This window comes from Pseudomonas sp. 06C 126, from assembly GCF_001855215.1.
Classification (GTDB): Bacteria; Pseudomonadota; Gammaproteobacteria; order Pseudomonadales; family Pseudomonadaceae; genus Aquipseudomonas; species Aquipseudomonas proteolytica.
This window is the reverse complement of record NZ_MIFU01000001.1, coordinates 36,115-48,812: the sequence shown is the minus strand read 5'-3', so window position 1 is coordinate 48,812 and position 12,698 is coordinate 36,115. Positions and strand designations below refer to the sequence as shown.

11 protein-coding genes are annotated in these 12,698 nt (G+C 61.5%); 6 read left to right on the top strand and 5 right to left on the bottom strand.

From position 1 onward, the window contains the following. Nucleotides 1-68: 68 nt before the first annotated feature. The 4 genes from ligB to BHC62_RS00185 all read right to left on the bottom strand — a co-directional run bounded on the left by ligB (nt 69) and on the right by BHC62_RS00185 (nt 4,653). Complete coding sequence (ligB, locus tag BHC62_RS00200) at nt 69-1,748, bottom strand: NAD-dependent DNA ligase LigB (protein WP_070993956.1); 1,680 nt, start codon at nt 1,746-1,748, stop codon at nt 69-71. Nucleotides 1,749-1,846: 98 nt separating this feature from the next. Beyond that, complete coding sequence (locus BHC62_RS00195) at nt 1,847-2,194, bottom strand: DUF1090 family protein (RefSeq protein ID WP_070993955.1); 348 nt, start codon at nt 2,192-2,194, stop codon at nt 1,847-1,849. A gap of 253 nt (nt 2,195-2,447) precedes the next feature. Next, nucleotides 2,448-3,638, bottom strand: coding sequence for a methionine adenosyltransferase (gene metK, locus BHC62_RS00190; protein WP_029297363.1), 1,191 nt, complete (start codon nt 3,636-3,638; stop codon nt 2,448-2,450). A gap of 19 nt (nt 3,639-3,657) precedes the next feature. After that, nucleotides 3,658-4,653 carry a metalloregulator ArsR/SmtB family transcription factor gene (locus tag BHC62_RS00185; RefSeq protein WP_029297361.1) on the bottom strand — a complete coding sequence of 332 codons (996 nt, stop codon included), beginning with the start codon at nt 4,651-4,653 and terminating at the stop codon, nt 3,658-3,660. Nucleotides 4,654-4,913: 260 nt separating this feature from the next. Between BHC62_RS00185 and tkt the strand changes: the two genes are divergently transcribed. From tkt to fba, 6 genes are all read left to right on the top strand, one after another. Further along, nucleotides 4,914-6,911 (top strand): transketolase, encoded by a 1,998-nt coding sequence (gene tkt, locus BHC62_RS00180; RefSeq protein ID WP_070993954.1) that lies wholly within the window; start codon nt 4,914-4,916, stop codon nt 6,909-6,911. Nucleotides 6,912-7,053: 142 nt separating this feature from the next. After that, nucleotides 7,054-8,109 (top strand): erythrose-4-phosphate dehydrogenase, encoded by a 1,056-nt coding sequence (gene epd / locus BHC62_RS00175; protein ID WP_070993953.1) that lies wholly within the window; start codon nt 7,054-7,056, stop codon nt 8,107-8,109. Between the two features lie 17 nt (nt 8,110-8,126). Next, entirely contained in the window at nt 8,127-9,290 is a 1,164-nt protein-coding gene (locus BHC62_RS00170; protein ID WP_029297354.1) for a phosphoglycerate kinase, read from the top strand. A 29-nt stretch (nt 9,291-9,319) separates the two neighbouring features. After that, nucleotides 9,320-9,541, top strand: coding sequence for a hypothetical protein (locus BHC62_RS00165; protein WP_070993952.1), 222 nt, complete (start codon nt 9,320-9,322; stop codon nt 9,539-9,541). Between the two features lie 60 nt (nt 9,542-9,601). Further along, a complete protein-coding gene (locus BHC62_RS00160; RefSeq protein ID WP_029297350.1) occupies nt 9,602-9,937 on the top strand; it encodes an MliC family protein in 336 nt (111 codons plus the stop codon). 264 nt (nt 9,938-10,201) lie between these two features. Continuing rightward, nucleotides 10,202-11,266: a class II fructose-bisphosphate aldolase gene (gene fba, locus BHC62_RS00155; RefSeq protein ID WP_029297347.1), complete on the top strand. Its 1,065-nt coding sequence runs from the start codon at nt 10,202-10,204 to the stop codon at nt 11,264-11,266. 194 nt (nt 11,267-11,460) lie between these two features. On the opposite strand, the gene alr is transcribed toward fba, so the two are convergent. Next, entirely contained in the window at nt 11,461-12,690 is a 1,230-nt protein-coding gene (gene alr, locus BHC62_RS00150; protein WP_029297345.1) for an alanine racemase, read from the bottom strand. Nucleotides 12,691-12,698 lie beyond the last annotated feature (8 nt).

The window sequence follows — 12,698 nt, the reverse complement described above, 5'->3', positions numbered from 1 at the left end:
TAAACAAGATCGTTGTCAGGTGGGCAGGATGATTTCTGCCGGCACCGATTAATGTAACGGGCCCGGGACTAAAAGCCGTCTATCCCGGCAGCCCGCAGTGTTTCGCTCATGGCCACCACCTGAGGGTCGCGAAAAAAGGCGCTTAACTGCGCCGCGCGTCCCGGGCCGATTCCCGCTTCGGCTTGCCAGGCTTGAGTGTCTCGCGCGGCCAGGGCCTGCCAGCCGCCCGCGAGGTTGTTCCGGGCGGTAGGTGGAACCCCCAGCGCCATCAGCCATTGCGCGAACGGTCGCTGGCGCGCAACTCGCAAGCCCGCAAGCAGGCGCGCACTGCTGCGCTCGCCGAATCCGTCAATGGTAGCAAGCTCTGTCTCATCAAGGTTCAACCAATCCACCAAACCGCTGATTTGACCGGCCTGGATCAAACTGTTCCAGGTCTCGCGGCCAATGTGTGGCAGATCCAGCCCCTGCTTGCCACTGAGCCAGGCCAGCCGGGCCAGCAGCTGTTCCTCACAGGCAGGAGTCAGTCGCCAGCAGCTCAGGTGATGGAAATCGCTCGCGGCAGGCACGGTGATATCCGCGCGTGGGTGGCTGCGCAGGATGACTTGGTCGAGCCTTGGGATCACTTGGCCGGCAAGGCTGATGGATATCTGGTCACCGGGACGGATATCCAACTCCTGCCAACGCTTCAAGGAGCCGATGCTGACGCGCCGGATCTGGCGGTCGTCGAGCAGCACCGGGTGCAGTTCCAGGATCGGCGTGATACGCCCGGTGCGGCCGATCTTGAACTGCACCTGGCGCACATGGGCCAGGGCTTTGATCACAGGGTATTTCCAGGCAACCGCCCAATACGGCGTACTGGCCTGCCAGCGTTCGGCCGGAGCGCGCTGGCTTTGGTGCAGCACCACTCCGTCGGTGGCGAAGGGCAATGGATGCCCATGCCAGAAGGTGCGCCAGTGCCGCGCCTGTTCGAAGTTCTCGATGGGTTGGCTATAGCGCTGGCTGTCGCTAAAACCCCAGCGTGCGAGGGTGCCCAGTTGCTGCCTGAGGTCCGCCGGCCCCTGGGGCCAGGCCCAGACAAACAGGCCGATACCTGCGGCGTCGGCGTCACTCAGTTGGTGACGGTTCATCAGCCCGGAGATTTTGCTGCGGGCGTTCATGCCCCCCGTCTCACCTTGTATATGGGCATCCAGGCGCCAGTACAGCTCGCCCTGCAAAAGCAGGTCGATGGCTTCGGGCAGCCGTTGCACGATGCCGGGGATTTTGCGGGCCGACGTCGTCCAGTCCTGGCCGAGCAGGCCATCGCCACGGCTGATGACCTGGGCCAGGCGCCCCCCACGGTAGATCAGGGTTATGGCGACGCCATCGACCTTGGGTTGTATCCACAGGTCGCTGCGAGTGCGGACCCAGTCTTCCACGGCGCGGTCGTTGACCAGCTTCGCAAGGCCCGTGTGCGGCACTGGGTGGGGGATGGTGCCCCGGGCGCTGGAAAGGGGGCTGTCGCCAGGCGGCGCCACCTGTGCAAAGCACCGGCGCCATTGCTCCAGGCGTATGCGGGCCTGGTCGTACAGCTCGTCGCTGATAAGGGATTGGCCGAGCCGGTGGTAGCTGTCATCCCACAGGCCGATTTGCCGTTGCAGGGCGGCGATTTCGTCCCGGGCCTTGTCGGCTGGCCAGTCCGGGCAGCCCTGCGCCCAGGCGACGATAGGGAAGAGCATCAACAGCAGGTAGTGCAGCAGGCGGGGCGTCATCACGAGCATCCTTGCTCTGAAGGGGCGCCCAGCCTAAAGCAAGCAAACGCCCATAAAAAAGCCCCGCAGGCGCGAGGCTTTTTACCGGGTGTTTCTGCTTACTTGAACAGACCGCCCAGGGCTTTCACGGTGTCGTTGCTGTCAGCCTTGGCCTGCTGCTTTTGCGAGGCTTCGTCGAGCTTGCCTTGGGACTCGCCGACTTTTTTGCAACCTTTGTTTACCTGGTCCAGTGCAGCCTGCATGGCCTTCACTTTCAGGTCTTCGCCGTTGGCTTTGGCGGCGTCGACTTTGGCTTGCAGCTCCTGGCTCTGTTTTTCGCAGTTGCCGGTAGCGCCGCCCAGCTGGGACGTCAGGGCGCCAGTCAGGCCGCTCAGGTCAGCGGCTTGCACTGGCAGGGCGAACAGGCTGAACAGGACGGCAGCAGGGGCGAACGTGGAAATACGCATGAAAAACCTCAATGTTCGATTGCCTGCGCACTTGGCTGTCCCGAGCAGGCGCAATGCAATATCCAATGTGGTTGAGCGCTCGGGAGGGCGCGGATTCTAGAGGGCCATCATTTAGCCTGCAAGGTTTGGATCCAATAAATGTGAACTATTTGCCAGGTTCGCCGTCGCGCGCTAACCCCCACCCGCAAAAAAAGCGCAACAAAAAAGCCCCGCCGGGAAAACCCGGCGGGGCTTTGGGTGCTACGTGCTGCGATTACAGGCCGGCAGCGGTACGCAGGTCGTCGGCGCGGTCGGTTTTTTCCCAGGTGAACGTGGTGAAGGTGTCGTCGCCGACGGTCTTCTGTTCAGGGGTACGACCGAAGTGGCCGTAGGCCGCGGTTTCCTGGTACATCGGGTGCAGCAGGTCGAGCATGGTGGTGATTGCGTACGGACGCAGGTCGAAGATCTCACGCACCAGCTTGACGATCTTGTCATCGCTGATCTTGCCGGTACCGAAGGTATTCAGCGAGATCGACGTAGGCTGGGCCACACCAATGGCGTAGGAAACCTGAATCTCGCAACGCTCGGCCAGGCCGGCGGCGACGATGTTCTTGGCCACATAACGACCGGCGTAGGCTGCCGAGCGGTCAACCTTGGAAGGATCCTTGCCGGAGAATGCGCCACCGCCGTGACGGGCCATGCCGCCGTAGCTGTCGACGATGATCTTGCGCCCGGTCAGGCCGCAGTCGCCCACCGGGCCACCAATGATGAACTGGCCGGTCGGGTTGATGTGGAACTGGGTGTCCTTGGTCAGCAGTTCGGCAGGCAGCACGTGCTTGACGATCAGCTCCATGACGCCTTCGCGCAGGTCTTTGTAGGAGACTTCCGGGTTGTGCTGGGTCGACAGCACCACGGCGTCGATGCCCACCACTTTGCCGCCTTCGTAACGGCAGGTCACCTGGGACTTGGCGTCCGGGCGCAGCCAAGGCAGCAGGCCGGATTTACGGGCTTCGGCCTGGCGTTTGACCAACTGGTGGGAGAAGGTGATCGGCGCCGGCATCAGCACGTCGGTTTCGTTGCTGGCGTAGCCGAACATCAGGCCCTGGTCGCCGGCGCCCTGGTCTTCTGGCTTGGCACGGTCGACGCCCTGGTTGATGTCAGGCGACTGCTTGCCGATGATGTTCATCACGCCGCAGGTCGCGCCGTCGAAGCCGACGTCGGAGCTGGTGTAGCCGATGTCGGTGATCACGTCACGGACGATCTGCTCCAGGTCGACCCAGGCAGAGGTGGTGACTTCACCGGCGATGATCGCCACGCCCGTTTTCACCAGCGTCTCGCACGCCACGCGGGCGAACTTGTCTTCAGCAATGATGGCGTCCAGCACCGCATCAGAAATCTGGTCGGCGATTTTGTCCGGATGCCCTTCAGACACGGACTCGGAGGTGAAAAGGGAATATTCGCTCATCTCGATGTTTTCCTGATATTTACCGATGGTGAGTGTCGCCAGATGGCCGCTGAAAGTGGCGGACCTGAATCTGGAAACCATTACGTAAGCCTACATAGAGGCTTTCCCCGGGAACGAGTCCCGCAGCGGTGGCCCAACGGGCCAGATCGTCCTGTTCAAACCCCAACCATAGATCACCGCAGGCCTCCCTGGCCCAACTCTGGTTGTGGCTGCATAAATCAGTTACCAGCAGGCTGCCGCCCGGTTGCAGCAAACCGGCCATCTGCTTGAGCGCATCGGCCGGTGCGGCGAAATGGTGAAGGACCATGTTCAACACCACGCAGTCGGCTTGCAGCCCTACATCATTCAAGGCATCGGCCAGCCGCAGGCTGACGTTGCCCAAGTGCTCGCGCTCGCACAGCTGGCGCGCCAGCTCCAGCATGGCCGGGCTGTTGTCCAGCGCCGTCACCTGGTGGAAGCGCCGTGCCAGGTCCGGCAGGAACCCGCCATCGCCCGGCCCGACTTCCAGCGCCGTGGCACCTGGGTTGAAGCCCAGCTTGTCGAGCAGCGCCAGCACGCTTTCGCGGTATTGAGGCAGCCCGGCAATCAGGTCCTGCTGGGCGCGAAACTTGTCCGCCACCCGTGAGAAAAAGTCCTGGCTGGCGGCGGCGCGTTGCCCGTGGACCTGAGCGATCCGCGATTGCACGTCAGCCGGCAGGGCCAGGTTGTCTACTTCTTCAAGCAATGCAGCGTGCAGCTTGCCACCCAGCAAATCGTTGTGGGGCAGGGCGCGACGGTAAAAAATCGCATTGCCTTCACGGCGGGTGGCTACCAGGTCGGCCTGGGCCAGCACCTTCAAATGGTGGCTCATGCCGGACTGGCCGATGGCAAAGATCCGCGCCAGTTCCAGCACGCCAAACGAGTCGTTGGCCAGGGCGCGCAGTACATTCAGGCGCAGCGGATCACCGCCGGCCTTGCACAGGGCCGCCAGCTCATCGCAATCGTCGGGGCGAATGGAAGGCGCAGGTAAGTTCATAAGGCCAGCAGTCTAGTGATGAGGTCAAATCCCCGCAAGGCCAATATCAAAAAGTTTTGATATTGGTCGATAATCGGTGGTTATAAGCAGGCGCTATAACCTTTAGACGAACGGCGGGAAGTGTTCTTGCTGTCAATGCAGTCCAAACCACAGGAAAAACCCACATAAGTCGGTATCTGTCATTGCCCCTGAGGCCTTGGCTGAGGGAAAATGCCGGTCCTTTTTTCCGTTTCTTTTATTCAACCCCCAGGAGATCAGCGATGCCCAGCCGTCGTGAGCGTGCCAACGCCATTCGTGCCCTCAGCATGGATGCCGTGCAAAAAGCCAACAGCGGCCATCCCGGTGCCCCGATGGGCATGGCGGATATCGCCGAGGTACTTTGGCGTGACTACCTGAAACACAACCCGAGCAACCCATCGTTTGCCGATCGTGACCGCTTCGTGCTGTCCAACGGCCATGGCTCGATGTTGATCTATTCGTTGCTGCACCTGACCGGTTACGACCTGTCCATCGACGACCTCAAGCAGTTCCGCCAACTGCACAGCCGCACCCCGGGCCACCCGGAATTCGGCTACACCCCAGGCGTCGAGACCACCACCGGTCCTCTGGGCCAAGGCCTGGCCAATGCCGTGGGTTTTGCCCTGGCAGAAAAAGTCCTGGCGGCGCAGTTCAACCGCCCCGGCCACAACGTTGTCGACCACCACACCTATGTGTTCCTGGGTGATGGCTGCATGATGGAAGGCATTTCCCACGAAGTCAGCTCCCTGGCCGGTACCCTGGGCCTGGGCAAACTGATTGCCTTCTACGATGACAACGGCATCTCCATCGACGGCGAAGTCGAAGGCTGGTTCACCGACGACACGCCAAAGCGTTTCGAAGCCTACAACTGGCAGGTGATCCGCAACGTCGACGGCCACGATCCGGAAGAGATCAAGACCGCCATCGAAACCGCGCGCAAAAGCGAGCAGCCGACCCTGATCTGCTGCAAGACCACCATCGGCTTCGGTTCGCCGAACAAACAAGGCAAGGAAGACTGCCACGGTGCCCCACTGGGTGACGCGGAAATCGCCCTGACCCGCGAAGCGCTGAAGTGGAACCATGGCCCGTTCGAAATCCCGGCTGATATCTACGCCGAGTGGGACGCCAAGGAAGCTGGCCGCGCCGCAGAAGCCGAGTGGGACCAGCGCTTTGCTGCCTACTCCGCCGAGTTCCCACAACTTGCCAACGAACTGGTGCGCCGCCTGGCTGGCGACCTGCCTGCCGATTTCTCGGAAAAAGCCTCGGCCTACATCGCCGAAGTCGCGGCCAAGGGCGAGACCATCGCCAGCCGTAAAGCCAGCCAGAACACCCTCAACGCCTTTGGCCCGTTGCTGCCTGAGTTCCTCGGCGGTTCGGCTGACCTGGCCGGTTCCAACCTGACCCTGTGGAAAGGTTGCAAAGGTGTCTCGGCTGAAGACGCCAGCGGCAACTACATGTACTACGGCGTGCGCGAGTTCGGCATGAGCGCCATCATGAACGGCGTTGCCCTGCACGGCGGCCTGGTGCCGTACGGCGCGACCTTCCTGATGTTCATGGAATATGCGCGCAATGCCGTGCGCATGGCTGCGCTGATGAAGAAGCGTGTGATCCATGTGTACACCCACGACTCCATCGGCCTGGGTGAAGACGGCCCGACGCACCAGCCGGTCGAGCAACTGACCAGCCTGCGTACCACGCCGAACCTGGATTGCTGGCGCCCAGCCGACGCGGTGGAATCGGCCGTGGCCTGGAAGCACGCGATCGAGCGCAAGGACGGCCCTTCGGCGCTGATCTTCTCGCGTCAGAACCTGCAGCACCAAGTGCGTACCGACGCGCAGATCGCCGACATCAGCCGTGGCGGCTACGTGCTCAAGGACTGCATCGGCGAGCCGGAGCTGATCCTGATCTCCACCGGTTCCGAAGTGGGCCTGACCGTTCAGGCGTACGACAAGCTGACTGCCCAGGGCCGCAACGTGCGTGTCGTGTCCATGCCGTGCACCAGCGTGTTCGAAGCCCAGGACGCGGACTACAAGCAATCGGTCCTGCCGTTGCAGGTCAGCGCGCGTATCGCCATCGAAGCGGCTCACGCCGACTACTGGTACAAGTACGTGGGCCTGGAAGGCCGCGTGATCGGCATGACCACCTACGGTGAGTCGGCGCCGGCGCCAGCGTTGTTCGAAGAGTTCGGTTTCACCCTGGAAAACATCCTGGGTCAGGCTGAAGAGCTGCTGGAAGACTAAGGCTGTAGATTGGGGTAGCTGTACTGACGCCTTCGCGAGCAAGCCCGCTCCCACATTTGGAATGCATTTCAACTGTGGGAGCGGGCTTGCTCGCGAAGGCGGCGGCACATTCACCCCATTACCCAAGGTAATCGAGAACCCCATGCCTCAACCCCGTCCCTACAAAGTTGCACTCAACGGCTACGGCCGCATTGGTCGTTGCGTCTTGCGTGCTCTGTTCGAGCGAGGGGCGGCGGCTGGGTTTGAAATTGTGGCAATCAACGATCTGGCTGACATGGCCAGCATCGAATACCTGACACGCTTCGACTCCACCCACGGCCGGTTCCCCGGCGAAGTGCGGATCGACGGCGATTGTCTGCATATCAATGGCAACTGCGTGAAGGTCTTGCGCAGTGCCACGCCCGAGGGCATCGACTGGGCGGCGCTGGGCGTCGACCTGGTGTTGGAATGCTCCGGTGCCTATAACACCCGTGCCGATGGCCAGCGCTTCCTCGACGCCGGCGCACCGCGCGTGCTGTTTTCCCAGCCGATGGCCAGCGAGGCGGATGTCGACGCCACCATCGTCTACGGCGTCAACCAGGACTGCCTGACCGGTGACGAGGTGTTGGTGTCCAACGCCTCCTGCACCACCAATTGCGGCGTGCCTCTGCTGCGCCTGCTGGACCAGGCGATTGGCCTGGAGTATGTGTCGATTACCACCATTCACTCGGCGATGAACGACCAGCCGGTGATCGACGCCTACCACCATGAAGACCTGCGCCGCACCCGTTCGGCGTTCCAGTCAGTGATTCCGGTGTCCACCGGCCTGGCCCGCGGTATCGAACGCCTGCTGCCGGAACTTGCCGGGCGAATCCAGGCCAAAGCAGTGCGCGTGCCGACGGTGAACGTGTCGTGCCTGGATATCACCATGCAAACCGTCAGCGATACCGATGCCGCCGAGGTCAACCGGATCCTGCGCGACGCCGCCACCAGCGGCCCGCTCAAAGGCTTGCTGGCCTACACCGAGTTGCCGCACGCCAGTTGTGATTTCAACCACGACCCGCATTCGGCCATCGTGGATGCCAGCCAGACCCGTGTTTCCGGGCCAAGGCTGGTGAATATCCTGGCCTGGTTCGATAACGAATGGGGCTTTGCCAACCGCATGCTCGACGTAGCAGAGCACTATCTGCACATCGCTACTAAACAACCTCAACAGTAATTCAGGAACTGCGACCCATGACCGTGTTGAAGATGACCGACCTCGATCTGCAAGGTAAGCGCGTACTGATCCGCGAAGACCTCAACGTCCCAGTCAAGGACGGTGTAGTCACCAGCGATGCGCGAATCCTGGCCTCGCTGCCGACCATCAAGCTGGCCCTGGAAAAAGGCGCGGCCGTGATGGTCTGCTCCCACCTGGGTCGTCCGACCGAAGGTGAGTTCTCTGCCGAAAACAGCCTCAAGCCTGTAGCCGACTACCTGAGCAAGGCCCTGGGCCGCGAAGTGCCTTTGGTGGCTGATTACCTGGGCGGCGTCGAGGTCAAGGCCGGCGACATCGTGCTGTTCGAAAACGTGCGCTTCAACAAGGGCGAGAAAAAGAACAGCGACGAACTTGCCCAGCAATACGCAGCCCTGTGCGACGTGTTTGTGATGGACGCCTTCGGCACCGCGCACCGCGCCGAAGGTTCGACCCATGGCGTGGCCAAGTTCGCCAAGGTTGCCGCTGCTGGCCCGCTGCTGGCTGCCGAGCTGGATGCACTGGGCAAGGCCCTGGGCGCACCGGCCCAGCCAATGGCCGCCATCGTGGCTGGCTCCAAGGTGTCGACCAAGCTGGACGTGCTCAACAGCCTGAGCCAGATCTGCAACCAACTGATCGTTGGCGGCGGCATTGCCAACACCTTCCTGGCCGCTGCTGGCCACCCGGTCGGCAAGTCCCTGTACGAGCCGGATCTGCTGGACACCGCTCGCGCCATCGCCGCCAAGGTCAGCGTGCCACTGCCGGTGGACGTGGTAGTGGCCAAGGAGTTCGCCGAAAGCGCCGAAGCCACCGTCAAGCTGATTGCTGACGTGGCCGCTGACGATATGATCCTGGATATCGGCCCGCAAACTGCGGCGAACTTCGCTGAACTGCTGAAAGCCTCCCAGACCATCCTGTGGAACGGCCCGGTCGGTGTGTTCGAGTTCGACCAGTTTGGCAACGGCACCAAAGTGCTGGCCAAGGCGATTGCCGAAAGCTCGGCATTCTCGATTGCCGGTGGTGGCGACACCCTGGCGGCCATCGATAAATATGGCGTTGCTGAGCAGATCTCCTACATTTCTACCGGTGGCGGCGCGTTTCTTGAGTTTGTCGAAGGCAAGGTGCTGCCTGCCGTTGAAGTGCTGGAAAGCCGAGCCAAAGGCTGAGGCCCACGGCCTGGAAAAGGAGCATTCCCATGATCAAGCCATTCGCGCTGGTGATTGCAGCAGGCCTGTTGGCCGGCTGCGGCAGCGCGCCCAAGGCGCCAGCAGAGGCCCCAGGGGCTGCGCCGCACAAGGGCTGTTACCAGGCCGACTGGCAGGCGGAGACCATGCCGGTGATCAGCAAGCGCATAGGGCCTGACGGGCTGGAGAAATACGACTCCCCGCCCAAAGGTAAGGAACAGGGTTGCCCTTGACGGGTCTGATTCACTAACCGACAGCACCGGCGGCCACGGGCCGCCGTTCGAGGATTGGCAATGAAAGGCGTTATCGCCCTGGCAGCACTGGCTCTATTGGCCGGTTGTGCCAACCTGAACATGTTCAACAAGGCAGAGCCCCAGCAAGACACATGGACCACCTGGGTATGCGACAGCCAGGCCCAGGTTAACTGGCGGTTTGTCGATACTGACCGCAAGCAGGTGGATGTCCGCCTCGGCGGCTCCGACCAGGTATATCGCCTCAAGGAAGACGTGGCGGCCTCCGGGGCGCTGTATAGCAATGAGCAGTTGGCATTTCATACCAAAGGTGAGGAAGGCCTGGTTTATTGGGTCGCCACCGACGATTTGATCGGCCGAGGCTGCAAGGCTCAGTAACACAGAACTGAAAATCTCATGTAGGAGCGGGCTTGCCCGCGAAAGCGCTGGGTCAGTTGGCGAATTCGGTGTCTGGTACACCGCGATCGCAGGCAAGCCAGCTCCCACATGATTCGGTTCCAGATTGGAAGTTGGGTCAGGCCCACTAGCAATAACGATTCAGCAGGCCAAGGTCCAATTCCTTGATCTGCAATAACTTGAATAGCAGCCGCCGCTACGGCAGGCTTGCACGATTAACGACCCTCGACCGGGAGAGACAACACAATGGCACTTATCAGCATGCGTCAAATGCTGGACCACGCAGCCGAGTTCGGCTACGGCGTTCCAGCCTTTAACGTCAACAACCTTGAGCAGATGCGCGCCATCATGGAAGCCGCTGACAAGACCGACTCCCCAGTGATCGTCCAGGCTTCTGCCGGTGCGCGTAAATACGCCGGTGCCCCGTTCCTGCGTCACCTGATCCTCGCGGCAATCGAAGAATTCCCACATATCCCGGTGTGCATGCACCAGGACCACGGCACCAGCCCTGATGTATGCCAGCGCTCCATCCAACTGGGCTTCAGCTCGGTGATGATGGACGGCTCCCTGGGCGAAGACGGCAAGACCCCGACCGACTACGACTACAACGTACGCGTCACCCAACAAACCGTAGCCCTGGCCCACGCCTGCGGTGTGTCGGTAGAAGGCGAGCTGGGCTGCCTGGGTTCGTTGGAAACCGGCATGGCCGGTGAAGAAGACGGCATCGGCGCCGAAGGCGTGCTGGATCACAGCCAGATGCTGACCGACCCGGAAGAAGCCGCTGACTTCGTCAAGCGCACCCAGGTCGACGCCCTGGCCATCGCCATCGGTACCAGCCACGGTGCCTACAAGTTCACCAAGCCACCTACCGGCGACGTGCTGGCGATCGACCGCATCAAGGAAATCCACAAACGCATCCCCAACACCCACCTGGTGATGCACGGTTCTTCCTCGGTACCGCAAGAGTGGCTGGCAATCATCAACCAGTACGGCGGCGACATCAAAGAAACCTACGGCGTACCGGTTGAAGAAATCGTCGAAGGCATCAAGCACGGCGTACGCAAGGTCAACATCGACACCGACCTGCGCCTGGCGTCCACCGGTGCAATGCGTCGCCTGATGGCCACCAACCCGAGTGAATTTGATCCACGTAAATTCTTCGGCGCCACCGTGACGGCGATGCGTGATGTGTGTATCGCGCGTTACGAAGCGTTCGGCACTGCCGGCAATGCTTCGAAGATCAAGCCGGTGTCGTTGGAAGCGATGTACCAGCGTTATCTCAAAGGTGAGCTGAACGCCAAGGTGAACTAAGCCTAAAGCGTTTAAAAAGAAACCCGCAGCGATGCGGGTTTTTTGTGAGCGGCTTATAGCCGAGCCCGACCTTCCAAGCACTGAAAAATAATGTGGGAGCGGGCTTGCTCGCGATTGCGGTGGTTCAGCCAATACATTTGTTGCCTGACACCGCCATCGCGGGCAAGCCCGCTCCCACCTTTGATTTGCGGTGCTTATTGATCAACCAGCACTTTGGGGTTCGAGTTGCCCCAGACGGTGTAGAGATCGGCCAACAGCGCCCCATTGATATCCTCAACCTCGGCCTGGGTGGTCTGCACATTCCCCTGCTTGCCAAACAACACCACTTCATCGCCACTTTTTACGGTCGGCACATCGGTGACGTCGACCATCAAGGTGTTCATCGACACTTTGCCCACCACCGGCACCCGATGCCCATTGATCAGCACGATGCCTTTGTTGGTGAACGCTCGACGATAGCCGTCGGAATAGCCCACGGTGATGTTCGCCAGTTTCGAGTCCCGCGCCAGGGTGTAGGTGCGGTCGTAGCCGACGGTGTTGCCCTTGGGGTAGCTGTTGACCGAGGCCACGTGGGACTTGAACTGCATCACGCGCTTGTAGGCGGTGAACGACGGTACGGTGTCGCCGAACAGCAGGCCGCCGGGGCGCACCATGTCCAGGCGCGACTCGGGCACTTCCAGGGTGGCGAAGGAGTTGGCGGCGTGCAGGGTGATTTTGCTGCGGTCCAGTTGGGCGACGTTGATCAGCCAGTTGGCTTGCTCGTTGAAGGCCTTGAGGCCGGCGCGCACGTCGGCGGCGTCTTCGACGGCGAAGTGGGTCATGATCGCCTTCACTTCCAGGTTCGGCACCTTGGTGATGGCGACGGCATCGCGCCGGCCTTGGGCGGTGGTCATTTCCACGCCGTTGCGGCTCATGCCGCTGGAGTTCAGGCCCAGGTGTACTACCAACGGGCGGCCATGATGTTCGGCGATCAGGCTGGCGCGCACGGCGAAGTCGAGGTTGCCCACCAGCTCTTCCATGTTGTACGGCAGCGCCGCTTCCAGCTCGCTCAGCGCGGCGGTACGCACGCGGATCAGTTGGCCCTTGAAGCCGCTTTCACGTACCACGCGGGCTTCTTCATTGCTGGCTACGCCGACGCAAGGCACGCCCAGCTTGATCACCGACGGCATCAGCAGGCCGATACCGTGGCCATAAGCGTCTGCCTTGAGCACGGCACAGATTTTCGACTTGTCGGCGAGGCTGGTTTGCAGGGTGCGGATGTTGTGTTCGAACGCGGCTTTGCTGATTTCAACCCAGGCGTTGCTGTCCTGGATATTGACCTGGGCCACCCCGTCGGTCATCGACAACGGCGGGGCCGCAAAGGCCGGGTTTTGCAGCATAACCATGCCCATGGAAAGGGCGAGTAGGGTGCGAGTGAAGGGCATTGGTGAGT

What these genes read in the sequence shown, in the direction of transcription:
- ligB (WP_070993956.1), bottom strand. Translation starts at nt 1,748, where the DNA reads ATGACGCCCCGCCTGCTGCACTACCTGCTGTTGATGCTCTTCCCTATC.
- BHC62_RS00195 (WP_070993955.1), bottom strand. Translation starts at nt 2,194, where the DNA reads ATGCGTATTTCCACGTTCGCCCCTGCTGCCGTCCTGTTCAGCCTGTTC.
- metK (WP_029297363.1), bottom strand. Translation starts at nt 3,638, where the DNA reads ATGAGCGAATATTCCCTTTTCACCTCCGAGTCCGTGTCTGAAGGGCAT.
- BHC62_RS00185 (WP_029297361.1), bottom strand. Translation starts at nt 4,653, where the DNA reads ATGAACTTACCTGCGCCTTCCATTCGCCCCGACGATTGCGATGAGCTG.
- tkt (WP_070993954.1), top strand. Translation starts at nt 4,914, where the DNA reads ATGCCCAGCCGTCGTGAGCGTGCCAACGCCATTCGTGCCCTCAGCATG.
- epd (WP_070993953.1), top strand. Translation starts at nt 7,054, where the DNA reads ATGCCTCAACCCCGTCCCTACAAAGTTGCACTCAACGGCTACGGCCGC.
- BHC62_RS00170 (WP_029297354.1), top strand. Translation starts at nt 8,127, where the DNA reads ATGACCGTGTTGAAGATGACCGACCTCGATCTGCAAGGTAAGCGCGTA.
- BHC62_RS00165 (WP_070993952.1), top strand. Translation starts at nt 9,320, where the DNA reads ATGATCAAGCCATTCGCGCTGGTGATTGCAGCAGGCCTGTTGGCCGGC.
- BHC62_RS00160 (WP_029297350.1), top strand. Translation starts at nt 9,602, where the DNA reads ATGAAAGGCGTTATCGCCCTGGCAGCACTGGCTCTATTGGCCGGTTGT.
- fba (WP_029297347.1), top strand. Translation starts at nt 10,202, where the DNA reads ATGGCACTTATCAGCATGCGTCAAATGCTGGACCACGCAGCCGAGTTC.
- alr (WP_029297345.1), bottom strand. Translation starts at nt 12,690, where the DNA reads ATGCCCTTCACTCGCACCCTACTCGCCCTTTCCATGGGCATGGTTATG.